General features: G+C 71.2%; 21 protein-coding genes. 15 read left to right on the top strand and 6 right to left on the bottom strand.

Annotated elements, in window-relative coordinates; all coding sequences use genetic code 11:
- Positions 1 to 1,239: 1,239 nt before the first annotated feature.
- The 10 genes from MWM45_RS06385 (at position 1,240) to MWM45_RS06430 (ending at position 11,639) form a co-directional block, all read left to right on the top strand.
- A complete protein-coding gene (locus MWM45_RS06385; protein WP_247828715.1) occupies positions 1,240 to 2,910 on the top strand; it encodes a collagen-like domain-containing protein in 1,671 nt (556 codons plus the stop codon).
- Positions 2,903 to 3,892, top strand: a complete 990-nt coding sequence (locus MWM45_RS06390) for an HAD-IIA family hydrolase (RefSeq protein WP_247828716.1) — start codon at positions 2,903 to 2,905, stop codon at positions 3,890 to 3,892. Before MWM45_RS06385 ends, MWM45_RS06390 begins: the two co-directional genes overlap by 8 nt.
- Positions 3,893 to 4,025: 133 nt before the next feature.
- Positions 4,026 to 4,238: a hypothetical protein gene (locus MWM45_RS06395; protein WP_247828717.1), complete on the top strand. Its 213-nt coding sequence runs from the start codon at positions 4,026 to 4,028 to the stop codon at positions 4,236 to 4,238.
- Positions 4,225 to 5,067: a TlyA family RNA methyltransferase gene (locus MWM45_RS06400; RefSeq protein ID WP_247828718.1), complete on the top strand. Its 843-nt coding sequence runs from the start codon at positions 4,225 to 4,227 to the stop codon at positions 5,065 to 5,067. Before MWM45_RS06395 ends, MWM45_RS06400 begins: the two co-directional genes overlap by 14 nt.
- Positions 5,067 to 5,993 (top strand): NAD kinase, encoded by a 927-nt coding sequence (locus MWM45_RS06405; RefSeq protein ID WP_247828720.1) that lies wholly within the window; start codon positions 5,067 to 5,069, stop codon positions 5,991 to 5,993. The genes MWM45_RS06400 and MWM45_RS06405 overlap by 1 nt, the downstream gene beginning before the upstream one ends.
- Positions 5,990 to 7,717 (top strand): DNA repair protein RecN, encoded by a 1,728-nt coding sequence (gene recN, locus MWM45_RS06410; protein ID WP_247828722.1) that lies wholly within the window; start codon positions 5,990 to 5,992, stop codon positions 7,715 to 7,717. Before MWM45_RS06405 ends, recN begins: the two co-directional genes overlap by 4 nt.
- A complete protein-coding gene (locus MWM45_RS06415) occupies positions 7,714 to 9,414 on the top strand; it encodes a CTP synthase (RefSeq protein ID WP_247828723.1) in 1,701 nt (566 codons plus the stop codon). Before recN ends, MWM45_RS06415 begins: the two co-directional genes overlap by 4 nt.
- Before the next feature lie 2 nt (positions 9,415 to 9,416).
- A complete protein-coding gene (locus MWM45_RS06420) occupies positions 9,417 to 10,103 on the top strand; it encodes an NUDIX domain-containing protein (RefSeq protein WP_247828725.1) in 687 nt (228 codons plus the stop codon).
- A 5-nt stretch (positions 10,104 to 10,108) separates the two neighbouring features.
- Complete coding sequence (gene xerD / locus MWM45_RS06425) at positions 10,109 to 11,071, top strand: site-specific tyrosine recombinase XerD (RefSeq protein ID WP_247828726.1); 963 nt, start codon at positions 10,109 to 10,111, stop codon at positions 11,069 to 11,071.
- A gap of 7 nt (positions 11,072 to 11,078) precedes the next feature.
- Entirely contained in the window at positions 11,079 to 11,639 is a 561-nt protein-coding gene (locus tag MWM45_RS06430) for an NUDIX domain-containing protein (RefSeq protein ID WP_247828727.1), read from the top strand.
- 26 nt (positions 11,640 to 11,665) lie between these two features.
- On the opposite strand, the gene MWM45_RS06435 is transcribed toward MWM45_RS06430, so the two are convergent.
- From MWM45_RS06435 to MWM45_RS06450, 4 genes are all read right to left on the bottom strand, one after another.
- On the bottom strand, positions 11,666 to 12,808 hold the full coding sequence (locus MWM45_RS06435; RefSeq protein WP_247828728.1) for a bifunctional 2-methylcitrate synthase/citrate synthase: 1,143 nt from the start codon (positions 12,806 to 12,808) through the stop codon (positions 11,666 to 11,668).
- Complete coding sequence (gene prpB, locus MWM45_RS06440) at positions 12,805 to 13,761, bottom strand: methylisocitrate lyase (protein WP_247828729.1); 957 nt, start codon at positions 13,759 to 13,761, stop codon at positions 12,805 to 12,807. The genes MWM45_RS06435 and prpB overlap by 4 nt, the downstream gene beginning before the upstream one ends.
- Before the next feature lie 9 nt (positions 13,762 to 13,770).
- Positions 13,771 to 15,291 (bottom strand): MmgE/PrpD family protein, encoded by a 1,521-nt coding sequence (locus MWM45_RS06445; RefSeq protein WP_247828730.1) that lies wholly within the window; start codon positions 15,289 to 15,291, stop codon positions 13,771 to 13,773.
- A 62-nt stretch (positions 15,292 to 15,353) separates the two neighbouring features.
- Entirely contained in the window at positions 15,354 to 15,998 is a 645-nt protein-coding gene (locus tag MWM45_RS06450) for a GntR family transcriptional regulator (protein WP_247828731.1), read from the bottom strand.
- Positions 15,999 to 16,190: 192 nt separating this feature from the next.
- Here MWM45_RS06450 and MWM45_RS06455 point away from each other — a divergent pair, with 192 nt between their 5' ends.
- The gene (locus MWM45_RS06455; RefSeq protein ID WP_247828732.1) at positions 16,191 to 18,134 is read left to right on the top strand and encodes an AMP-binding protein; all 1,944 of its coding nucleotides are present in this window, start codon (positions 16,191 to 16,193) and stop codon (positions 18,132 to 18,134) included.
- A gap of 21 nt (positions 18,135 to 18,155) precedes the next feature.
- On the opposite strand, the gene MWM45_RS06460 is transcribed toward MWM45_RS06455, so the two are convergent.
- The gene (locus tag MWM45_RS06460; RefSeq protein WP_247828733.1) at positions 18,156 to 18,878 is read right to left on the bottom strand and encodes a response regulator; all 723 of its coding nucleotides are present in this window, start codon (positions 18,876 to 18,878) and stop codon (positions 18,156 to 18,158) included.
- A complete protein-coding gene (locus MWM45_RS06465) occupies positions 18,875 to 20,527 on the bottom strand; it encodes a sensor histidine kinase (RefSeq protein WP_247828734.1) in 1,653 nt (550 codons plus the stop codon). Before MWM45_RS06465 ends, MWM45_RS06460 begins: the two co-directional genes overlap by 4 nt.
- A 204-nt stretch (positions 20,528 to 20,731) precedes the next feature.
- On the opposite strand from MWM45_RS06465, the gene MWM45_RS06470 reads away from it, so the two are divergent.
- The 4 genes from MWM45_RS06470 to scpB all read left to right on the top strand — a co-directional run bounded on the left by MWM45_RS06470 (position 20,732) and on the right by scpB (position 24,856).
- Positions 20,732 to 22,141 carry a cation:dicarboxylate symporter family transporter gene (locus MWM45_RS06470; protein ID WP_247829160.1) on the top strand — a complete coding sequence of 470 codons (1,410 nt, stop codon included), beginning with the start codon at positions 20,732 to 20,734 and terminating at the stop codon, positions 22,139 to 22,141.
- A gap of 278 nt (positions 22,142 to 22,419) precedes the next feature.
- Positions 22,420 to 23,307, top strand: a complete 888-nt coding sequence (locus MWM45_RS06475; RefSeq protein WP_043447118.1) for a ParA family protein — start codon at positions 22,420 to 22,422, stop codon at positions 23,305 to 23,307.
- Between the two features lie 41 nt (positions 23,308 to 23,348).
- Entirely contained in the window at positions 23,349 to 24,224 is an 876-nt protein-coding gene (locus tag MWM45_RS06480) for a segregation and condensation protein A (RefSeq protein ID WP_247828735.1), read from the top strand.
- On the top strand, positions 24,221 to 24,856 hold the full coding sequence (scpB, locus tag MWM45_RS06485) for an SMC-Scp complex subunit ScpB (protein WP_247828736.1): 636 nt from the start codon (positions 24,221 to 24,223) through the stop codon (positions 24,854 to 24,856). The genes MWM45_RS06480 and scpB overlap by 4 nt, the downstream gene beginning before the upstream one ends.
- The last annotated feature ends 23 nt before the right edge of the window (positions 24,857 to 24,879 follow it).

Raw genomic sequence — 24,879 nt, forward strand, 5'->3', positions numbered from 1 at the left:
CTCCTGGCCGTTGGCATGCACGGCCGGCCTACACGTCGACCCCCACGCCGGTCCTGCCCACATCTTCAAGGAGGAAGGGCCCGTCAACCACCCACGAGCACCCACCCACTGCGGCCACGAACGGCATCCACAACGCCCGGCACCGCGCGGCGGCACAGGCGTTCCCCCGGCGCAGAGGTGTGCATCACAAGGGGCTGATCCAGGCATCACGATGACGTGGGGGCGGCCGCTTCGTGGTTCCATAGATGGGTAGTACCCACAGCAAAATAGAGACCCGCCGGTAGAGATGCCGGACCCTGATGAGAGGACCGCACTGCCATGACTGAGCAGGAGCACACCGCCGGACAAGACGGAAACCCCCGCCGGTCGGATGGGCCGGCGGACGGTAATCAGGGAGGGTCCGAGCGGCCTGAACGCCGTCACTCCTGGGGCTCGAAGTCGGCCGCCCAGGGAACTCGTCCATCGACGCCCCGCGCCGGAGATGACGCTCGCGCCGACGACAATTCCCGCCCCGGATCCGCCGATCGCAGCCCGAGCGGTGACAGCAACCGGACCGGCGAGGGCTCGCAGGCATCGGGCAGCGCAGGGCGTCCCCCGGGTGATCGGCCTGCCTGGAAAGGGCAGTCCGACGCACGCACCGGAGGAAGCCGGGGCGGGCGACCGGAGCGAGCCGGCCAGGACGACCGTCGGGACCGTCCGGACCGACCACGCGAGGGTCGGGCGGGTCAGGCCAGGGACGGTGGCGGTAGTCAGCAATGGAGCGACCGCAGAGGCCAGAACCCCGACCGCTCAGCATCCCGTTCGACGGAGCGACCGGCAAGAGGGCCCGAGGAGGGGCGGGGTGCCCAGTTGCGCGGGGCAGCCTCCCGCGGTGGGTCGTCGTCGGGCTCCGCTGCCGATCGGCAGCCGCGGTCCGCCAGTCGAGGCCAGGCGCCGACGCGCCGGTCCGACGAGGGACGCGATCGTCCCTGGCAGTCGCGTTCCGCGTCCGGAGAGGGACAGTCCGCCGGGCAGCGACGTTCGCCCGAACGGGGCAACTCCTACCGGCGACCATCGGATCGCCAGGAGAGGGGTTCCGGCTCCGAGCGCCGTGACAGTGATCGGCACCAGGGCTACGGGTCGGAAGAGTCCGCCGCCCCTCGTCCCCACAACGCACGGGATCTCCGGAGCGCCAACCGGCCGGACCGGGAGCGTTCCCCGGAGATCGACGAGGACGTCAAGGGCGACGAGCTCGACCGGGTGACGCGGGCCCAGATCCGCAACCTCGAGGAACGAAGCGCCCTGTGGGTCGCGAAGCACCTCGTGATGGCGGGTCGACTCCTGGACCTCGACCCGGAGCTGGCTTTCCAGCATGCCCTCGCCGCGAGCCGCCGCGGCGGACGCCTTGCTGCGGTCCGGGAAGCCGTCGGGTTGACCGCATACGGTGCAGGACACTACGGCGAGGCCCTGCGCGAGTTCCGGACGTTCCGCAGGATCAGCGGATCCAACGTCCATCTCCCGGTCATGGCTGACTGTGAGCGCGGCCTGGGGCGTCCCGACAGGGCGCTCGACCTCGCCCGCAGCGAGGAAGCCGAGTCCCTCGATGCCGCCGGCAAGGCCGAACTCGCCATGGTCGTGTCCGGTGCACGTTCGGATCTGGGCCAGCTCGATGCCGCCGTCGCTGCCCTGGAGATCCCTCAGCTGGACCTGCACCGCGCGTTCTCCTTCACTCCCCGCCTGTTCCGTGCGTATGCGGCAGCGCTCGATGCTGCCGGCCGGTCCGGCGAGTCGGAGAAGTGGCGGCGCCAGGCCCGGGTCGCGGAGAGGGCCCTCGGTCTGGACGAGGACCTCGAGCCCGACATCATCGACCTCGGCGAGGACGACGAACCCGCTCCCACCCCGGTGCCGAAGGTGGCGGACGTCCTCGGCGCACCAGCACAAGCACCCGCAGGTGCCAGTGCCGATGAGCCTGAGCGCGAGGCGTCAGCAGACACCGCCGGGCACGCAGACGAAGCCGCTTCGCTCTTCGACGTGACCGACGTGACCGACGTGACCGACGTGGCGATCGATGGGGACACGGAGGACGCTGCGGGCGCCGCGGGCGCTGCGGACGGCGCGGAGGCCGACGCCGGCGCGACGGCGGCAGCAGTCGGAGTGCCCACGGGGAGTGAGCAGCCCTCCGCCGGTGCGTCCGAGGACGCGGGGGCGGTCAAGGCCGAGCACGAGGCCGAGCACGAGGCCGAGGACGAGCACCAGGCTGAGCACGAGGTCGAGGCCGACCACGAGACCGCGGGGGAGGCTGATGCGGCTCCGACAGGGACGGACGAGCCGTCGGGTGCTGCGGTGCAGGACGCTCAAGCGACTCTCGTCGATCCGGTGGAGGACCAGTCAGCAGCGGAGGACGCTGTGGATGACTCGGGCAACGCAACGGAGGACGTGTCCGCCGTGGTTCCGGGGTCGGAGGATGCCTCGGTGGAGGAGGAACCGGCAGTGAATACCGACCCGGTGCCTGTCGAGGCCATCCCTGTCGGCGAGTCGGCTTCTTCGGTGCAGCCGCTGCAGACCGAGGTGCTGTTCAGCATGGATGACGGAGGGGGCGCGGACTCAGCGCCGTCGGACACGAAGGACAGCAAGGCGACGAAGGCAACGAAAGACGGCAAGGACGGCAAGGTCAGCAAGGACGGTAAGGCGACCAAGGCCGTCAAGGACAGCAAGGACGGCAAGGCGACGAAGGTCAGCAAGGACGGCAAGGTCAGCAAGGACGGTAAGGCGACCAAGGCCGTCAAGGACAGCAAGGCGAGCAAGGACACCAAGCCGGCCAAGGGTGCGAAGAATGCCGATCGCGCCGGTGCGGCAGGGACCCCGACGATGCCGGTCGAATTCTCTGCAGCGCCGGACGCGACGCGGCCGGAGGACGGCGTCGATGACTGATCGGTTGATCGACGGCTACGACGGGATCCTCGCGGACCTCGACGGCGTCGTGTACGCCGGACCGCACGCCATCCCGGGGGCCACCGCCGCCCTGGAGCGGCTCGCCGACGAGGGCAAGAGCCTCGCCTACGTGACGAACAATGCGTCGCGATCCTCCGAGCAGGTGGCCGCCCACCTGCGGGAGCTCGGAGCGCCGGCCCGTGCCGAGCAGGTCTTCGGATCCGCATTGGCGGGCGCCGAACTGCTGGCCGGCCTGGTGCCCGCCGGTGCCTCGGTGCTCGTGGTCGGCAGCGAGTCCCTCGCGGATTGCATCCGGCAGCAGGGGTTCGCCGTCGTCGGATCAGCGGCCGACGGGCCGGACGCCGTCATCCAGGGATTCTCGCCGGCCCTCGGGTGGAAGGACCTCGCGGAGGCGGCCTACGCCGTGGCTGCGGGCGCCGTATGGGTCGCGACCAACACGGACCTGTCCATCCCGCAGGAGCGCGGTATCGCTCCCGGCAACGGGACCTTGGTTGCCGCGGTCGCCGCCGCGACCGGGCAGTCACCCTCCGTGGCCGGCAAGCCGGAGGCGGCCCTCTTCCGGACGGCCGCACGCCATTCGGGCGCAGAGCGAGCCCTCGTGGTGGGCGACCGCCTCGACACGGACATCCTGGGCGGCAATCGGGCGGGCATGTCCACGGCCCTCGTCCTCACCGGCGTGGACTCGGTCAGGACCGCCCTGGCGGCACGCGTCGACGAGCGCCCGGACTACCTCCTCGGCTCCCTCGCGGAACTGTACGAGGAGTACCCCGCGGTCACCGGCGACGCCGGCGCCTCCACGTGCGGCGACGCGACGGCCCGCGTCGCGGGCTCGACGGTGACCGTCACCGGCCGCGAGGACGACGTCGACAGCTGGCGTGCGGCCTGCGCCGCCTGGTGGGCAGCCCACCCGACAGCGACGACGGCGACCGCTCCCGAGGTGAGCTTCGAAGCTGCTGGCTAGGCTGGACACGGTACGGACCGGGCACGCAGGCCCGTCCGCTCCGGGCAGGGCAGGGCAGAGAGGCAAGGCTCCAGTCAGTGTTCGAGGCAGTGTTCGAGGCAGTGCCCCAGGCAGCGCAACAGGAAGGGACAAGATGGACGAGGCACAGACCTCCGCCCCGGAAGGCGGCATGCCGTCGTCGAGGGGTGGGACGCCGGTCGATCGGATCCTCGACCTCCTCGACGGGCTGCAGGACGTCCCGGTCGCGGAGCACGCCGACGTGTACATGGACGTCCACGACCGGCTGGCCCGGGAGCTGGACCCGGAGCGGACACTCCGTCAGGCGGGAGCCCATGGCTCGCCTTGACCAGGAACTCGTGGCCCGGGGGCTTGCGCGTTCCCGCTCCCACGCGGCCCAGCTGATCGCCGCGGGCAGGGTACTCCGCGGGGGTGTCGTGGCCCGGAAGCCCTCGATCGCGGTCCCGCCCGAGGACGTCCTGTCCGTCGAGGGGCAGGGCGAGGACTACGTGAGCCGGGCGGGAACCAAGCTCGACGGCGCCCTGCGCGCCTTCCCGGGCATCGACCCGGCCGGCCGGCGATGCCTCGACGCCGGGGCCTCCACCGGCGGGTTCACGGACGTCCTGCTCCGGCGCGGTGCCCGCGAGGTCGCGGCGGTCGACGTGGGACACGGTCAACTCGTGCAGCAGCTGCGCGACGACCCGCGGGTGCAGGTGTTCGAAGGCATGAACGTCCGCCACCTCGAGGCCGGGGACATCGGCGGACCGGTGGAGCTGACCGTCGCCGATCTCTCGTTCATCTCCCTCCGGCTCGTGATGGCGGCACTAGCGGGCGCCACGCACCCCGGCGGGGACCTGCTCCTCATGGTGAAACCCCAGTTCGAGGTGGGGCGCAGCGGCCTCAACCGCCTCGGCGTCGTCACGTCGCCGCAGGCACGCCGCCGCGCGGTGGCCGGTGTGTTGCACAGCGCCCTCGGGTGCGGGCTCGACATCGGCGGCGTCGCGCAGAGCGATTTGCCCGGACAGGATGGCAACCTGGAGTACTTCGTGTGGATAAAGATGCCGAGCCGGGCGATGGTGCCTAGGATCGAGGGGGAGCTCGACCGGTTGACGGACCAGGCGCTCGCCCAGGCAGCACTCTTCCCCGCCGCCCCGACCGACCAATCAGACGGAGCTTGATGAGTAGACGAATTCTGGTGCTCGCGCACACCGGCCGCAGGAACGCGATGATCGCGGCGCAGGAAGCGTGCACGCGCCTCCACGACCTCGGGCTCAAGCCCGTCATGCGCAAGGAGGAACTCGCCGATCTGCAGGGCGAGTACGGCGCCCTCGCCGCACCCGCCGAGGAGCTGGGCGACGGCGTCGACTTCGGCGACGTCGAACTCGTCATGGTCCTCGGCGGCGACGGCACCATCCTGCGCGCCGCGGAGCTCGTGCGGGAGGCCGACATCCCCCTGCTCGGCGTCAACCTGGGGCATGTGGGCTTCCTTGCGGAGAGCGAGCGGGCCGATCTCGCCGAGACGGTGCGGTGGATCGCCGACCGCAGCTACACCGTCGAGGAGAGGACCACCATCGAGGTCCTCGTCTGGCAGGGCGACACCCTGCTCGGGCAGAGCTGGGCCTTGAACGAGGCCGCCATCGAGAAGGCGAGCCGCGAACGCATGATCGAGGTGGTCATGGAGGTCGACGGGCGCCCGGTGAGCTCCTTCGGCTGCGACGGCGTGGTCCTCGCCACCCCGACCGGATCGACCGCGTACGCGTTCTCCGCCGGTGGACCCATCGTGTGGCCGGAGGTCGAGGCACTGCTCATGGTGCCCATCAGCGCCCACGCCCTGTTCGCGAAGCCGCTCGTCGTCGCGCCCACCTCCGTGCTCGCCGTCGAACTGCTGACCCGCACCGACGCATCAGGCGTGCTGTGGTGCGACGGACGGCGGAGCATCGACCTGCCGCCCGGCGCGCGCGTCGAGGTGCGGCGCTCCGACAACCCGGTGCGCCTCGCCCGCACCCGGCAGACGCCGTTCTCCGAGCGCCTCGTCCGCAAGTTCGAACTGCCCACCCAGGGGTGGCGGGGCCCCGTGCAGCACCAGGACGGACCCACACGATGATCGAGGAAATGCGTATCCGCGACCTCGGCGTCATCACCGACGCCACCCTCCGCCTCGGGCCCGGCCTGACGGTCGTCACCGGCGAGACCGGCGCAGGCAAGACGATGGTCATCACGGCCCTCGGACTGCTGCGCGGTGCCCGGTCCGACGCCGGCGCCGTCCGGCTCGGCGCCGGATCCGCGTCCGCCGAGGCCGTGCTGAGGCTCGCACCGACGAGCCCCGCCGCGCTGCGGGCCGCGGAGGCGGGAGCAGCCCTGGAGGAGTACGACGGCGTCGCCGAACTGATCCTCGCCCGCACCGTGACCAGCGAGGGCCGCAGCCGCGCGTACGTGGGCGGCCGCGCCGCGCCCGTCGGGGTCCTCGCCGAGCTGGGCGACGAACTCGTCGTCGTGCACGGGCAGTCGGACCAGCTGCGGCTGAAGGGGGCCGCTGCGCAGCGGCAGGCGCTCGACAAGTTCGGCGGCAAGCCCGTCGACGAGGCGCTCCGCGCGTACGGCGAGGCGTTCCGCCAGTGGCGCGACGCCCTCACCGAACGCGACCGGCTGAGGAGCGAGGCCCGGGAACGCCTGCGGGAAGCCGAGGGCCTCGAAGCGGCGCTGACGGAGATCGGCGACCTCGACCCGCAGCCGGGCGAGGACGCCGCGCTGAAAGCCGAGTCGATGCGCCTCGGCAACCTCGAGGAGCTCCGCACCGCCGCGCTCGTGGCCCATCAGGCCCTCGTGTCCGAGGAGATCGGGGCCAGCGCGGACGCCGTTTCCCTGGTCGACGAGGCGAAACGCCAGCTCGAGGCCGTCGCCGAGCACGACGCCGACCTGGGCCGGCTCGCCGAACGGCTCGCGGAGGTCGGCTACCTCCTCGCGGACATCTCCGCGGAGCTGGCTGGCTACGGGACGGCGCTCGACAGCGAGGGCGCCGGCCGGCTCGAGGAGGTCGAGTCGCGGCGGGCCGCACTGTCCGTCCTCGTCCGGAAGTACGCCCCCACCATCGACGAGGTGCTCGCGTGGCAGGAGGACGCCGTCAAACGGCTGCTCGAACTCAGCGGCGACTCCTCCCGCGTGGAGGAGCTCGACGACGTCATCGCGGACCTGGACCGGCAGGTCCACGGGCTCGCCGACACGCTGTCCACCCTGCGCCGCACGGCCGCCGAGAGCCTCGCGCGGAAGGTGAGCGACGAGCTGACGGCGCTGGCCATGCCGGACGCCGAACTGCTCATCGAGGTCACGCCGGGCGAGTCGCTCTCCGTCCACGGCGCGGACGACATCGCCTTCAACCTGCAGCCGCATCCCGGCTCCGCGCCGCGCGCCCTGGGCAAGGGGGCATCGGGCGGAGAGCTCTCCCGCGTCATGCTCGCCATCGAGGTGGTCCTCGCCGCCGTCGACCCGGTGCCCACCTTCGTGTTCGACGAGGTGGACGCAGGCGTGGGAGGCAAGGCCGCCGTCGAGATCGGGCGACGGCTGGCCATGCTGGCCGAGCACGTGCAGGTCATCGTGGTGACCCACCTGCCACAGGTCGCCGCATTCGCCGCCCGGCACATCCGGGTCACGAAGAACGTCTCCCGGGACGGAGAGGGCGGGGGAGTGACGGCCAGCGACGTGGAGGTGCTGTCCGACGACGAACGCGTCCGCGAGCTCGCGAGGATGCTCGCCGGCCAGGAGGACTCGGCATCGGCTCGGGCCCACGCCGAGGAACTGCTCGCCGATGCTGCCCGGACCGCCGCTCGGTGATAGTCTCGAATTCCGTGGCGCAGCAACTAAACTCCCGGTTCCTTAAATCCGCAACGACCAAGCACATCTTCGTGACTGGCGGCGTGGCCTCCTCACTCGGCAAGGGACTGACGGCCTCCAGCCTGGGTCACCTCCTGAGGGCGCGCGGCCTCTCCGTGACGATGCAGAAGCTTGATCCCTACCTCAACGTCGACCCCGGCACGATGAACCCGTTCCAGCACGGTGAAGTCTTCGTGACGGACGACGGCGCAGAGACCGACCTCGACATCGGGCACTACGAGCGGTTCCTCGACGAGAACCTCGACGGGTCGGCGAACGTCACGACCGGCCAGGTGTACTCGACGGTCATCGCGAAGGAACGCCGCGGCGAGTACCTCGGCGACACCGTGCAGGTCATCCCGCACATCACGGACGAGATCAAGCGCCGCATGCGCCTGCCGGCGGAGCACACCCCGGGCAGGAAGGCGCCGGACGTCATCATCACCGAGATCGGCGGGACGGTCGGCGACATCGAGTCGCAGCCCTTCCTCGAATCGGCCCGCCAGGTCCGCCAGGACATCGGCCGCAACAACGTCTTCTTCCTGCACGTCTCCCTGGTCCCGTACATCGGACCCTCGCAGGAGCTCAAGACCAAGCCCACCCAGCACTCCGTGGCGATGCTGCGCTCCATCGGCATCCAGCCCGACGCCATCGTGATCCGCTCGGACCGCGAGGTGCCCATGGCGATGCGCGAGAAGATCGGCCGCATGTGCGACGTCGACATCGACGCCGTCGTCAACGCGGCCGACGCGCCGAGCATCTACGACATCCCGAAGACGCTCCACGCCCAGGGCCTCGACGCGTACATCGTCCAGGCGCTCGACCTGAAGTTCAAGGACGTCAACTGGACCCGGTGGAACAAGCTCCTCGACGTCGTCCACAACCCGAAGCACCACGTGGAGGTGGCGCTCGTCGGCAAGTACATCGACCTGCCCGACGCCTACCTCTCCGTCACCGAGGCCCTGCGGGCCGGCGGGTTCGCGAACAAGACGAAGGTCACCGTCAAATGGGTGCCCTCGGACGAGTGCCAGACCCCGGAAGGCGCCAAGCAGGCCCTCGACGGCGTCGACGCCATCTGCATCCCGGGCGGCTTCGGCATCCGCGGCCTGGAAGGCAAGCTCGGTGCGCTGACCTACGCCCGCGAGAACAGGATCCCCACCCTCGGCCTCTGCCTCGGACTGCAGTGCATGGTCATCGAGTACGCCCGGAACGTCGTGGGCCTCGAAGGCGCGTCGTCGAGCGAGTTCGAGCCGGACACGAAGTACCCCGTCATCGCGACCATGGCCGAGCAGCTGCACATCGTCAGCGGTGAGGGCGACATGGGCGGCACCATGCGCCTCGGACGCTGGGAGGCCAAGCTCCAGGAAGGCTCCGTGGTCGCCGGGACCTACGGCAAGACGACGGTCTTCGAACGCCACCGCCACCGCTACGAGGTGAACAACGAGTACCGCGAGCAGATCGCCGCCGCCGGCCTCGTGTTCTCCGGCACCACGACGGACGGCAAGCTGGTGGAATTCGCCGAACTGCCGAAGGACGTGCACCCGTACTACGTCTCGACGCAGGCCCACCCCGAACTGAGCTCGCGCCCCACGCGGCCGCACCCGCTGTTCGCCGGCCTGGTCAAGGCGGCCCTCGAACGCCGCGGCGCGAAGGTCTGACGATGCAGCGCTCGGGGGACAGCGACGCCGGCTTCGGCGACGAGCAGAGCCCGCGCCGGCTCCTCGGGACCACCACGGTCTACGAGGGGCGGGTGTGGGACGTCGTCAGCGAGCAGTTCACGCTGACCGGCGACGGTGAGACCATCACCCGGGACTTCATCCAGCACCCGGGTGCCGTCGCGGTGCTCGTGCTGAACGACGCCGGCCAGGTCCTCCTGCTGCGCCAGTACCGTCACCCGGTGCGCATGGCGCTGTGGGAGATCCCTGCCGGCCTGCTCGACGAGGACGGTGAGGACTTCGTCGACGCCGCCGCCCGTGAGCTCGCGGAGGAGGCCGACCTCACGGCCGGGCGTTGGCACGTCCTCGTGGACCTCTTCCTCTCGCCGGGGTCCTCCTCGGAGGCGCTGCGCGTCTACCTGGCGCGCGACATCGGGGACGTCCCCGAGGCCGACCGGCACACGCGCACCCACGAGGAAGCCGAGATCGAACTGAAGTGGGTGGACCTCGACGCCGCCGTGGACGCGGTCCTCGAGGGGCGCATCCACAGCCCGTCCGCGGCCGCCGCGATCCTCGCCGCCCGGGTGGCACGCGAGGACGGGTTCGCCGGCCTGCGCCCCGCGTCGACCCCCTGGCCCGAGCACCCCAGCCAGCACTCCGCCTGGCCGCGCGGTGCGGTGCTCGGGGACTGACGATCATGCCGGGAACGGCACCCGCGGGCGACGACGGACCGCTGACCGTGCTCGTCCGCGACTACCTGCAGCACATGTCCGTGGAACGGGGCCTGTCCGCCAACACGCTCGCGGCCTACCGGCGCGACCTGCGGCGGTACGAGGCGTTCCTCGGCTCCCGGGGGGTGGAGGACGCCGCCCGCATCACGCGCCACGACGTCTCCGCCTTCGCGCAGGCCGTCGTCTCGGGGGAGGACGGACAGTCGCCGCTGAGTCCGCGGTCCGCGGCACGGACGGTCGTCGCGGTGCGGGGCCTGCACCGGTTCTGGGCCCTGGAAGGCATCACCGAGGGGGACCCCGCCCGCGACGTGCACCCGCCCATGGCGGGGCGCCGCCTGCCGAAGGCCATCCCCGTCCCGGAGGTGGTGCGGATCCTCGAGGCCGTGGACACGGGCTCGCCGTCGGGCCAGCGGGACCGCGCCCTGCTCGAGTTCCTGTACTCGACCGGGGCCAGGATCAGCGAGGCGGTCGGCCTCGACGTCGACGACGTCTCCGTCCATGACACCGCCGACGGTCCCGCCGTCGTCCGGCTCACCGGCAAGGGATCGAAGGAGCGTCTCGTCCCCGTCGGGTCCTACGCCGCCCGGGCCGTCGACGCGTACCTCGTGCAGGGCCGCCCGGGCCTGGCCGCGAAGGGCACCGGCAGCCCCGCCCTGTTCCTCAACATGAGGGGAGGGCGCCTGAGCCGGCAGAGCGCGTGGACCATCCTGAAGAGCGCGGCCGAGCGCGCCGGGGTCACCCGTGAGGTCTCACCCCACACCCTGCGGCACTCCTTCGCCACCCACCTGCTCGAGGGCGGGGCGGACGTGCGCGTGGTGCAGGAGCTCCTCGGCCATGCGTCCGTCACCACCACGCAGGTCTACACCCTGGTCACCGCCGACACGCTGCGGGAGGTGTATGCGGCGGCCCACCCGCGGGCCCTTGCCTGAGGCCGGCGTGCCGGGACCGGACGCCGGTCTCACGCCCCCCGAGTGGGTGGGCATCGACGGCGTCGACTACCGGCGGGTCGTCCTGTGCTTCCTCTTCCGGGGCAGTGACAGTGACAGTGACAGTGACAGGGACGGGCACGGAGGCAGGCAGGTGCTGCTCGGCCTCAAGCGCACCGGGTTCGGCGCCGGCCGGGTCGTGGCCCTCGGCGGGAAGATCGACGGTCGGGAGACAGCCCGGGAGGCGGCCGTACGCGAGGTCGAGGAGGAGAGCGGCATCGCGCTCGTGCCGACGGAGGTGCATGCGGCCGGGACGATCACCTGGCGGTTCCCCGCGCAGCCCGCCTGGAACATGGCGGCGTCCCTGTTCACGGCCGAGGCCGGGCGCGCCGTAGCCGTATCGTGCGAGGAGATCGAACCGCGCTGGTACGGGGTCGGTGCCATCCCCTGGCAGGACATGTGGCAGGACGCTCCCCACTGGGTCCCGACGGTCCTCGCGGGGCGGCCGGTCCACGCCCGGTTCGTCATAGCCGCTGACAACGAGAGCGTTGCCGGCGCCGTCGTCGACTGAGCACGACGGCGCCGGCAACGCGTGGGTCAGCCTTCGACGTGCCGCTCGTCCGGCCCGTTGTAGAGGCTCAGGGGGCGGATGAGCGAGTTGGCGGCCGTCTGCTCCATGATGTGCGCGGTCCAGCCGGTGATGCGCGCGGCGATGAAGAGAGGCGTGAACATCTCGGTGTCGAACCCCATCAGGTGATAGGTGGGTCCGGCGGGGTAGTCCAGGTTCGGCTTGATGCCCTTGGCCTCGTCCATGGCCGTCTCGAGCCCCGAGTACAGCCCCAGGATCTCGCTGCGGCCGTAGTACCCGATCATGGCGTCGAGTGCGGACTTCATGGTGGGGACGCGGGAATCGCCGTTCTTGTAGACCCTGTGGCCGAAGCCCATGACCTTCTTCTTCGACGCCAGCGCTTCCTCCATCCACGCCTTCGCGCGGGCGGCGGCCTCCTCGGAGGATTCGTCCTCGCGGATGCCGATCTCCTCGAAGGTGTGCATGACGGCCTCGTTCGCCCCGCCGTGCAGGGCTCCCTTGAGGGCGCCGATGGCGCCGGTCACGGCGGAGTGCAGGTCCGAGAGGGTGGAGGTGATGACCCGCGCGGTGAAGGTCGACGCATTGAAGGAGTGCTCCGCGTACAGGACCATCGAGACGTCGAACGCGTGCACCACCTCGGCGGGCGCCTCCTCGCCGAAGGTCATCCATAGGAAGTTCGCGGAGTAGCCGAGGTCGTCGCGGGGCTCCACGCGGGCCTGCCCGCGCCGGCGGCGCTGGTCGTAGGCAACGACGGCGGGGAACACCGCGAACAGCGTGGCAGCCTTCTCCATGTTCGCCTCGACCGAGTTGTCGTTCGCCAGCGGGTGGCAGGCCCCCAGCACGGAGACGGCCGTCCGCGCCACGTCCATGGGGTGTGCCGTCAGCGGCAGCAGGTCGATCGCCGCGACCACCTGCTCCGGGAGGGCCCGGTGCGCGCGCTCGAAGGCATCGAACCGCGCCCGCTCCTCGGGGTCCGGCAGTTCGCCGTTCCACAGCAGATAGGCGACGTCCTCGACGTCGCGGTGACCTGCGAGCTCCTGCACGGGGTATCCCCGGTACAGGAGCGAGTTGGTCTCCGGATTGACCTTCGAGACCGCGGTGTAGTCCACCACGACTCCCGCGAGCCCCTTGTGGATCTGTGGTTCTGTCACGCCTGGTCCTCCTGTGCAGTCGGTCGTGCGGATCCGGCGCCGCCCGGCGGGCGGCCGTCGGGAATCTCGAAGTCGAACACGGAGGAGTCGAAGCGGTTGTAGCCCTCGTAGTCCACCAGCTCGTAGAGCCGGCTCCGTGGCTGCATGTCCGCCACGGCCGCCTCCTGCGTCCCCTGGGTCCTGATCGAGTCCAGCGTACGCTCGGCGGCGCCCATCGCACTGCGCAGCAGCGTGACGGGGTAGATCACCATGGTGACGCCCACCTCCTGCAGCTGCTCCACGGTGAAGAGCTCGCTCTTGCCGAACTCGGTCATGTTGGCCAGGATCGGCACGTCCACGGCGTCACGGATGGCGCGGAACTCCTCGAGGCTCCGCAGGGCCTCGGGGAAGATGGCGTCGGCGCCCGCCTCGACGAGTGCCCGCGACCGCTCGCAGGCGGCCTCCAGCGTGTCCGTGCCCCGGATGTCGGTGCGTGCCATGATCAGGAAGTTCGGGTCGCGGCGGGCGTCGGCGGCGGCCCGGATGCGCTTCACGGCCGTGTCGAGGTCCACGACGTTCTTGCCGTCGAGGTGGCCGCAGCGCTTCGGGTTGAACTGGTCCTCGATGTGGCAGCCCGCGAGCCCCGCGTTCTCGAGCTCCTGCACGCTGCGGGCCACGTTCATGGGCTCGCCGAAGCCCGTGTCGGCGTCGACGATGCACGGCAGGTCGGTCATGCGGGCGATCTGCCCGGCACGGTGCGCGACCTCCGTCAGCGTCGTCAGGCCGATGTCCGGCAGGCCGAGGTCGGCGGCGATGACCGCCCCGGAGATGTAGACGCCGTCGAAGCCCTTGTCGGCGATGAGGCGGGCCGAGAGCGGGTTGAAGGCGCCCGGGAACTGCTGGACGCGCCCGGAGGCGAGCCCGTCCCTGAGGGCCCGGCGCTTCTGGTCGGGGGTGACGCTCGAGTACAGCACGGCCGCCTCCTAGAGGAGTCCCTGCGGCGCGGCGGCCGCATCGATGACGCCGGGGCGCGCGACGAGGTTGAGCTGCCCCAGCGAGCCGGCCGGGAGGTCGGGCAACTGCTCGACGGCGGCGAGGAAGCGGTCCAGCTCGGCGTCGTCGACGACGCCCGCGGCGAGCATGCGCAGCTTGGCGATGTAGTCGGCGCGGGCGAAGGGCCGGGCACCGAGGGGGTGCGCGTCCGCCACGGCGATCTCGTCGGTGATGACGGTGCCGTCCGTGAGGGTGATCTCGACCCGCCCGCCGAAGGCCTTCTCCGCGATGTCGAGGGAGTGGTAGCGGCGCGTCCACTCGGGGTCCTCGACCGTGGTGACCTTGTGCCAGAGCGCGACCGTGTCCGGTCGTGCGGCCCGCTCGGGGGCGTAGGAGTCCTCGTGGTGCCAGCGGCCGTCCTGCAGCGCGACGGTGAAGATGTAGGGGATCGAGTGGTCGAGCGTCTCCCGGGAGGCGGTGGGATCGTACTTCTGCGGATCGTTGGCGCCGGAGCCGATCACGTAGTGGGTGTGGTGGGAGGTGTGGATGACCACGGAGGCGACGTTCGACGGGTCCGTGGCCTCGGGGTGCGAGCCGTGGAGGCGCCGGGCGAGGTCGATCCAGGCCTGGGCCTGGTACTCGGCGGAGTGCTCCTTGGTGTAGGTGTCGAGGATGGCGCGCTTCGGCTCGCCCTGCGCGGGCAGGGGCACCTCGTAGGCGGCCCCGGGCCCGTCGAGGAGCCAGGCGATCACGCCGTCCTCGCCCTCGTAGATGGGGGTGGGCGAGGTCTGCCCGCGCATGGCGCGGTCGACGGCCTCGACAGCCATCTTCCCGGCGAAGGCCGGCGCGTGCGCCTTCCACGTGGAGATCTCGCCCTTACGGGACTGCCGGGTCGCCGTCGTCGTGTGCAGGGCCTGTCCGACGGCGTGGAAGATGACGTCCGCGTCGAGGCCGAGCAGCGTGCCGATGCCCGCTGCGGCGGACGGGCCGAGATGCGCGACGTGGTCGATCTTGTGCTCGTGCAGGCAGATGGCCTTCACGAGGTCCACCTGGATCTCGTACCCCGTGGCGATCGCGCGGACCAGGTCACGGCCCGAGGCACCGGTGTGCTGCGCCGCGGCGAGGATGGGCGGGATGTTGTCGCCCGGGTGCGAGTAGTCCGCGGCGAGGAAGGTGTCGTGGTAGTCGAGCTCGCGCACGGCGACGCCGTTGGCCCATGCGGCCCATTCCGCGGAGACGGGGGAGTCGACGCCGAAGACGGCGGCCCCCGAGCCGTGGACGGAGACCGGGTGGCTCAGCGCCTGGGCGCGGGCCGCGACGACGGGCGCGCGGTTCAGCGATGCGAGGGCCACGGAGGCGTTGTCGATGATCCGGTTGATCACCATGTCGGTGACGTCCGCCGTGACCTCGACGGGATCCGTGGCGACCTCGGCGATCTTCCAGGCGAGCTGGCCCTCCCGGGGGAGGTTCTCCTCACTGCGGTGGACGCGGACGGGGTGGAGTTCGACCATGGTGTTCCTCTCGGTGCTGCGGGGCTGGTTCGGGGTTGTTCAGGGTGGGTTGCAGGGTGGGGTCAGGGTCGGGTGGGGTTCGGGGCGAGCAGGTGCTGCAGGCTGGTGTGCAGGTGCACGCGCATCGAGGCCTCGGCGAGATCGGCATTGCCGGCGCCCAGGGCGAGCGCGATCTGCTCGTGCTCGCGGGCCGAGGCCAGGAGGCGGGGCGGGTGGTCCCGGGCCAGCCGCCGGACCCGGGCCAGATGGGTGCGGATCGGCTTCTGGGCCTGCAGCAGGTAGGGGTTCCCGGCCGCCTCGTCGATCTGTGCGTCGAGCCGCGCCACGAGGGCGTAGTACGCGTCCTGGCCGCCGTCGTCGTCCCCGATGAGCTGCCCGGCGCGGGCGAACTCCCCGGCGAGCGCCGCGAAGACGGGGCCGTCGCCGCGCACGGCGGCGAGCCGGACGGCGGCGCATTCGAGGGGCAGGCGGACGTCGAAGAGATCGGCGACGGCAGCGAGGGAGATCGCGGAGACGACGACGCCGCGCCCCGCGTGCGGGCTGGCGAGGCCTTCGGCGACGAGCCGGGAGAGCGCTTCGCGCAGGGGGGTCCTCGAGACGCCGAGCCGCGCCGATTGCTCCACCTCGGCCAGCACGTCCCCCGGGGCCAGCCGCCATTCGACGATGTCCGCACGCAGGAGGGCGTAGGCGCGATCACTGGCCCGCATCCTCGCCTCCTCCGGCTTGTCCTGGTGGTGCCGATCAGCCCGCTGTCACGAGGCTGCACCGGCTCCAATGTATGCAAAGGAGTGCGCAAGTACAAGAATTCACGGATCCCAGCCGGAAGTTATGACCCCTATGTATACAGAAGGTGATGGTGGATACTGGTCCTCACCATCCACGCGCGACGAGGGGCGACCATGGCTGCCGAACACGATGCAGGACCCGGGGTTCTCCCCGGACAGGACTACCGACGACTGCACGCGGAGAGCCTCGCGGACCCGGAGCGGTTCTGGCTGCAGGCCGCGGATGCGATCGACTGGGTGCGCCCACCCTCGGCCGCCGTGGACACCGCGGACGCGCCGCTGTACCGCTGGTTCCCCGGGGCGTCCCTCAACACGAGCTACAACGCGCTCGACCGCCACGTCGAGGCGGGACGCGGCGACCAGGCGGCCCTGATCCACGACTCCGCGATGCTCGGCACGGTCCGCACCATCACGTACGCCGAGCTCCGCGACGAGGTGGCCGTCTTCGCGGGCGTGCTCGCGCGCCTCGGCGTCGGCAAGGGCGACAGGGTGCTGGTCTACCTGCCGATGATCCCCGAGGCCGCCGTCGCCATGCTCGCCTGCGCCCGGATCGGCGCCGTCCACTCCGTGGTCTTCGGAGGCTTCGCCGCCGCCGAGCTGGCGGCCCGTATCAGGGACGCCAGGCCGTCGGCGGTCGTGACGGCGGACGGCGGCATCGAACCCGCCCGGCGCGTCGAGTACCTCCCCGCGGTCCAGGAGGCGCTCGCGCTCGCCGACAGCGCCGGGACGCCCGTCGTCGTCAAGGCGCGCGCCGGGTTCGGCCACGGCGTCGCCGAGTACCGGGAGCCCGGGACGCGGTGGCTGGACTGGGACGAGGCCGCCGCCGCCGCGGAGGCGGTCCCGCCCGTGGAGGTCGCCGCGACGGACCCGCTCTACATCCTCTACACCTCCGGCACCACGGGTTCCCCGAAAGGTGTGGTGCGGGACAACGGCGGGCACGCCGTGGCGCTGACGTGGTCCATGCAGGCGATCTTCGGCGTGGGCCCGGGCGACACGATGCTGACGGCGTCCGACGTCGGCTGGGTGGTGGGCCACTCCTACATCGTCTACGGGCCGCTCCTGGCCGGTGCCACGACGGTCCTGTACGAGGGGAAGCCCGTGGGCACCCCCGACGCCGGGGCCTTCGGGCGGCTCATCGAACAGCACCGCGTGAAGGTGCTGTTCACCGCGCCCACCGCGCTCCGGTCCGTCCGGCGCGCCGACCCCGACGCCGCGGCCGTCCGCTCCCACGACCTCTCCTCGCTGGAGACGCTCTTCTCGGCCGGTGAGCGGCTCGACACGGGGACCTCCGAGTGGATCGGGGAGGTCCTCGGCGTGCCCGTCGTCGACAACTGGTGGCAGACGGAGACCGGGTGGCCCATCTGCGGGAACCCGCGCGGGCTGGGCGGAGTGCCGCTGAAGGCCGGATCGCCGTCCCTGCCCTCGCCCGGGTTCGACGTCGTGATCCTCGACCCCGGCGGGTCCCCGGTGGCGACCGGGACCGAGGGGAGCATCGCCCTGCGCCTCCCGCTCCCGCCCGGCACGCTGACCACCCTGTGGGGCAGCGACGACCGCTACCGGGACGCCTACCTCAGCGACTTCGCGGGCTTCTACACGAGCGGCGACTCCGGCTACCTGGACGAGGACGGCTACCTGTTCGTGATGGGCCGCACGGACGACGTCATCAACGTCGCCGGGCACCGGCTCTCGACCGGCGCGATCGAGCAGGTGATCGCCCAGCACCCCGCCGTCGCCGAGTGCGCCGTGCTCGGGCTGCAGGACCCGGTCAAGGGACAGCGAGCGAGCGGCTACGTGGTCCTCAAGGCGGGCGTCACCCTCGACCCGGCCGCGCTCGAGGCCGAGCTCGTGGCGATGGTCCGCCGCACGATCGGCCCCGTGGCGGACTTCCGGTCCGCCGTCGTCGTCGAGGCGCTGCCGAAGACACGGTCCGGCAAGATCCTGCGGAAGACGATGCGGCAGATGGCGGCGGGGGCCGCGTACGCCGTCCCGTCCACGATCGAGGACCCCTCGGTGCTCGACGCGCTGGAGCCCCTGCTCCGCCCGTCGCCGGCCGGGTGACCGGACGGGCGCGGTCTGGCGCTACCGCTCCGGCGGGGTCCGGGCCCAGGTGTACTCGAACTCGGGACGCCCCCGCGTGCCGTAGCGCGGCGTCCGGAGGACCGACCTCCGGTCGGCGAGGTACTCGAGGTACCGCCGTGCCGTGACGCGGGACATGGACAGGGCCTCCGACACCTCGACCGCCGAGGTGGGCTCGTGCAGCTCCTTCAGGACCCCCGAGACGGCACGCAGCGTCTCCGCCGAGAGGCCCTTGGGGAGTGCCGCCACGGTGGCGGGCCGGAGGGAGGCGAAGGCCTGGTCCACCTCCTCCTGCGTGGTGGCCGAGGCCTGCTCCACGAGGTTCCGGTGGAAGTCCCGGTAGGCGTCGAGCTTCTCCCGGAACGCCGAGAAGGTGAACGGTTTGATGAGGTACTGGACGATGCCGGAGGAGATCGCCGAGCGCACCACCTGCAGGTCCCGCACGGCGGTGATCGCGATGATGTCCACCGGGAGGCCGAGACCGCGGAGGCGGCGGATGATGTCCAGCCCGTGAGCGTCCGGCAGGTTCATGTCGAGCAGGATGAGGTCGACGGCGGCCCCGCCGCGCCCCGGCTTCTCGCCCGCCAGCCGGAGGAACGCCGCGAGCTCCGCGCCGCTCCGGGCGACTCCCGCGAGCTCGAACCCCTCGAGCCGCCGGACGTACTCGGCGTGCGCGTCCGCGGCGACCGGATCGTCCTCGACGACGAGGACGCGGATGGCACTCATGCGCCGACCCGGCCGGCGACGGGCGCGACGGGCAGCCGGACGGTGAACCGCGCCCCGCCGTCGTCCGTGTCCGTCACCGCGATCGAGCCCGCGAAGCGTCGTACCGCCTGGCGGACGAGGGCGAGGCCGATGCCGCGTCCGGCCGGCGTCCCGCCCTCCGCCTCGCACGCCGGCTTCGTGCTGTAGCCGAAGTCGAAGATCCTCGCCTTCTCGGAGTCGGGCAGGCCGTTGCCGCTGTCCTCGACGACGATCTCCAGGACCTGTGCGCCATCGCCGTCCATCGCGCGTCGTACCGTGAGCCGGACACGGGGTTCCTCGGATCGGGCGGCCTCGTCGAACGCGTTGTCGAGGAGGTTCCCGATGACCGTCACGAGGTCCACGGGATGGAGCGAACCGGCCTGGGCATCGGGGGCGATGTCCGAGGTGAGCTCGATGCCGCGTTCGTTCGCCTGGGCGGCCTTGCCGACCAGGAGCGCAGCGATGAACGGCTCGTCGACCGCCTGGACCACCTCGTCCGTGAGCCGCTGCGACTGCTGCAGGTCCCGGGTGGCGAAATCCACGGCCTCGGCGTCCCTGCCGAGTTCCACCAGCGAGACGATGGTGTGCAGGCGGTTGGCGTGCTCGTGCGTCTGCGAGCGCAGCGCGTCCGTCAGGGTCCGCATGGTCTCCACCTGCCCGGTCAGGGCCTCGATCTCGGTGTGGTCGCGCAGGGTCGTGACGGTCCCCAGGGCGCCCGGGGCCGGGGCGGTGCGGCCCGGCGGCGTGGGCGGGACGGCGGGCTCCTGGTTGACCACCAGGACCCGGGACTCGGTGACGTGCACCTCGTCCAGGGCCCGCCGGCCCGAGGAGAGCAGCTCGCGCAGCGACGGCGGCACCGCCAGGTGCGACGCCGGAACGGGCTCCTGCGACCCGTCGAGCCCGAGGAGCCGGGCCGCCTGGTCGTTGTAGAGCACCAGGCGCCCCGCCGCGTCGGTCAGGAGCAGCCCCTCCCTCACGGAGTGGAGCACCGAGTCGTAGAACACGAACGTGCGGGAGAGCTCGGCCGGTCCCATGCCCAGCGTCGCGTCCCGGAGGCGCCGGCTGAGCAGGAACGAGGCGAGGGCCCCGAGCGCCAGCGCGCCCAGGGCGATGACCGCGACGAGCGGGAGCTGCGCGTTCCGCGCGATGGCGGCACGGTCCACGGTGATGCCCGAGGCGACCATGGCCTGCACCGTCCCGGTGTCGTCCACGACGGGGACGATCGCGCGGATGGACGGACCGAGGGTCCCGGCGTAGGTCTCCGAGTGCGTGGTCCCGGTCAGCGCCTCGGCCACGGACCCGATGTAGGGCCTGCCGATCTCCTCCGGGTTGCGGTGCGTGAAGCGCGTACGGTCGGTCGCCATGATGGTGATGAAGTCCACGCCCAGGCGGTCCATCACCTCCACCGCGTAGGGCTGCAGGGACGCCGAGGGGTCGGGGCCTCGGACGGCGTCCAGGACGGCGGGTTCGAGGGCGATCGACGTGGAGACGGCGACCATCCGCTCGGCCGCGGCGTCGTTCACGCCCCGGGCGGCGTCGAGGTACAGGATCACCGACAGGGAGGCCGAGAGGACCACGATGAAGACGAGCTGGGCCAGGAAGAACTGGCGGGCGAGGCTCCATCGACTCACGCGGTTCCCCGCTCCTTCCGAATTGGCCCCCACGCCCGTACGACCACGAACAGTATGAACGCAATCGTGATCCGGGTCACTCGCGCAGGCACGATGGGGAGGAACGACTCAACACTACGCTTCCTGGCCAGACCCCCGCGGACGGAGAACGACCTCCCCGCCGGCGCCGCCGGGCGGCCGACACCAAGGGAGAACAGCATGGCCATGGCGCCAGCGCGGTCCGACAGCGGACCAGCACAACCCCGCAAGCGGGTCGACAAGACCCACTTCCTCTACATCGCCGTCATCGCGGCCGTGATCCTCGGAGCGGTCCTCGGCCTCGTCGCCCCCGAGTTCGCGAAGGCCCTCAAGCCCCTCGGCACCGGGTTCATCAACCTCATCAAGATGATGATCGCCCCGATCATCTTCTGCACCATCGTGCTCGGGGTCGGTTCGATCGCCAAGGCCGCGACCGTCGGCAAGGTGGGCGGACTGGCGCTCGGCTACTTCATGCTCATGTCCACCTTCGCGCTCGCGATCGGGCTCGTCGTCGGCAACCTCATCCAGCCCGGTGAGGGCCTGGACATCTCGTCCTCCACCTACACGGTGCCCGAGTCCGCCGAGGGCGGCGACGGCGGGACGATCGGGTTCCTGCTCGGGATCATCCCCACCACGCTGCTGTCCGCACTGACCGGTCCCAGCATCCTGCAGACGCTGTTCGTCGCACTGCTCGTCGGCTTCGCGCTGCAGAAGATGGGCTCGGCCGGGAAGCCGATCCTCCGGGGCATCGGCCACATCCAGGCCCTGGTCTTCCGCATCCTCGTCATGATCATGTGGCTCGCACCGATCGGTGCCTTCGGCGCCATCGCCGCCGTCGTCGGCGAGACCGGCGTGCAGGCGATCATCAGCATGGCCACGCTCATGGTCGCGTTCTACATCACCTGCATCCTGTTCATCGTGGTCATCCTGGGCGGACTGCTGCGGCTCGTCACCGGCGTCAGCATCTTCAAGCTGATGAAGTACCTCGGCCGCGAATACCTGCTGATCTTCAGCACCTCCTCGTCCGAGGCGGCCCTGCCGCGCCTGATCGCGAAGATGGAGCACCTCGGTGTCTCCAAGCCCGTGGTCGGCGTCACCGTGCCCACCGGGTACTCCTTCAACCTCGACGGCACCGCCATCTACCTCACGATGGCCTCCCTGTTCGTCGCCGAGGCCATGGGGACGCCGCTGGCCCTCGGCGAGCAGATCTCGCTGCTCGTCTTCATGATCATCGCCTCCAAGGGCGCGGCGGGCGTCACCGGCGCCGGCCTGGCCACCCTCGCCGGCGGCCTGCAGTCGCACCGCCCCGACCTGGTGGACGGCGTCGGCCTCATCGTCGGTATCGACCGCTTCATGTCGGAAGCCCGCGCACTGACCAACTTCACCGGCAACGCCGTCGCGACAGTCCTCATCGGCACGTGGACCAAGGAGATCGACCGCGCCCGCGTGGACGAGGTCCTCGAGGGCCGCGAGCCCTTCGACGAGGCGACCATGAGCACCGACCACCGCTTCGACACCGACGACACCGACGACGGCATCGAGGAGAGCGCGGCCGTCAGGACCGACGCCGCGGTCGTCACACCCGCCGCGCGCTGACAGGGCGCCGGCGGGAGCCGCCCGCCGCGCAGGAACCGCACGAGCAGAACCGACGGCGACGGACCGGGCACCCCCGGCCGTCGCCGTCGTCGTTCCCGGCCGGGGAAAGCCGTCCCGCGGGAAGCTTCGACCTCAGGTCGAGGATCAAGGCTCGCCACCTCCCGACGTCGATCTTCACGGCGGCCGCCCTCGGCGTTGTACCGTTGACCTAGAGAAAAGCGGCCGTGGGCGATCACGGGCCGGCCTGCACCGACACTGATGGAAGCGTGGAGACATACGTGAGTAGCGAACAGGGTTCAGCGACCCTGCCCAGCGCGGCGGACACGGAACTGGGCCCGACCGGCCGCCCCGTGACGGAATTCCCGGAGCCGAGGGTCCTGGAGTCGCACGGCCCGGCGAGGATCATCGCGATGGTGAACCAGAAGGGCGGTGTCGGCAAGACGACGTCCACCATCAACCTCGGCGCCGCGCTCGCCGAGGCAGGCCGCAGGGTCCTGCTGGTCGACTTCGACCCGCAGGGCGCGCTCTCCGCCGGCCTCGGTACCAACCCGCACGAACTCGACGTCACCGTCTACAACGTCCTCATGGACCGCAAGGTCTCCATCCAGGACGCCATCCAGCACACCGCGATCGAGAACATCGACCTGCTGCCGGCCAACATCGACCTCTCCGCCGCCGAGGTGCAGCTGGTCAACGAGGTGGCGCGCGAGCAGGTCCTCGACCGCGCGCTGCGCAAGGTCTCGGACGACTACGACGTCATCCTGATCGACTGCCAGCCGTCGCTGGGGCTGCTCACCGTGAACGCGCTCACCGCGGCGCACGGCGTCATCATCCCGCTGATCTGCGAGTTCTTCGCGCTGCGCGCCGTGGCCCTGCTGGTCGAGACCATCGAGAAGGTGCAGGACCGCCTGAACCCGCGGCTGCAGATCGACGGCGTGCTCGCCACCATGTACGACGCCCGGACGCTCCACAGCCGCGAGGTCATCGCGCGCCTCGTCGAAGCCTTCGGCGACAAGGTCTTCGAGACCGTCATCAAGCGCACCATCAAGTTCGCCGACGCGACCGTGGCGGCGGAGCCCATCACGTCCTATGCGGCCAACCACTCCGGCGCGGACGCCTACCGCCGCCTGGCCAAGGAACTGATCAGCAGGGGCGGAGCGCCCTAGTGCAGGTCTCCTCCGGGTCCTCCCGGTCCCGCTAGGTGCGCGTGGCGGACGCCCCGGCAGTCGGGAAGCCGGCGGGAGCCGGCGCGCGCCAGGTCTTCGAGGTGCAGCTGACCAACTTCAGCGGGCCCTTCGACCTGCTGCTGAACCTCATCTCCCGGCGCGAGCTCGATATCACCGAGATCGCCCTGGCACAGGTCACGGACGAGTTCATCGCCCACATCCGCCGCATCCAGGCCGCCGAGGGGGAGTGGAAGCTCGACGAGGCGAGTGAGTTCCTGGTGGTCGCGGCGACCCTCCTGGACCTGAAGGCGGCACGCCTGCTGCCGGCCGGCGCCGTCGAGGACGCGGAGGACGTCGCACTCCTGGAGGCCCGCGACCTGCTGTTCGCCAGGCTCCTGCAGTACCGGGCCTTCAAGGAGATGGCCCGGCACCTCGCCGCCCGCCTCGAGGAGGAGGACGCACGCCACCCGCGCGACGCGCCGCTCGAGCCGCACTTCACCCGGCTCCTCCCGGAACTCCTCTGGCGGCACTCTCCCGAGGAGTTCGCGGCCATCGCCGCCCGGGTGCTCGCGCCGCGGGAGGAACGGCCCGCCGAGGTGGGCATCGGACACCTGCACGCACCCGCGGTCAGCGTGCGCGAGCAGGCCCTGGCCCTGCGGGACCTCCTGCAGGGCAGGGGCGCGCTGTCCTTCCGCCACCTGACGGAGGACGCCGCGTCCCGGCTGGTGCTCGTGGTGCGATTCCTCGCCCTGCTGGAGCTGTTCCGGGACGGCGCCGTCTCCTTCGAGCAGGCGGCCCCCCTGTCCGAGCTCCTGGTGCGGTGGAGCACGGAGGACGGGCCATGGGCGGCCGACGCGATGACGAGCGATGACGAGGGCGCGGCGGACATGCGCGATGACGAGAGGGGTGCGGCATGAGCGAGGGGGCAGCCCCCGACGGGCAGGACGTCCCCGTCGAGGAACTGCCCGGCGGGCTGCGGGCGGCGGTGGAGGCGATCCTCATGGTCGCGGACCGGCCCGTCACCGACGAGCAGGTCGCCGCGGCGCTCGACCGGTCGGCCGCACAGGTGGGTGCCGTGCTCGTGGACCTGCAGCGGGAGTATGACGGCTATACTGGATCAGGCTCCCAGGGCGCCGAACATCCCATGCCGCGTGGTTTCGAACTCAGGAACATCGCCGGCGGGTGGCGCATCTTCTCGCGGCAGCACTTCGCATCCGTCGTCGCAGACTTCGTGCTCGACGGCCAATCAGCCCGGTTGTCACAGGCAGCGCTCGAGACCCTGGCGGTCATCGCGTACCGCCAGCCGGTGTCCCGTGCCCGGGTTTCCGCGATTCGGGGCGTCAATGTCGATTCCGTGGTCCGCACGCTGCTGCAGCGCGGGCTGGTTGTCGAGCTCGAGACCGATCCGGAGACCGGTGCCGTCCTTTATGGGACCACCACCCTCTTTCTGGAAAGATTGGGGCTGGGCAGCGTCGACGAACTGCCCCGGATCGCTCCCCACCTGCCGGGCCTCGAGAGCCTTGGGGAGTATGACGAAACGACGTACTGAGCATGACCGACGAGAAGGACATT

The organism is Arthrobacter antioxidans (assembly GCF_023100725.1).
Lineage (GTDB): Bacteria > Actinomycetota > Actinomycetes > Actinomycetales > Micrococcaceae > Arthrobacter_D > Arthrobacter_D antioxidans.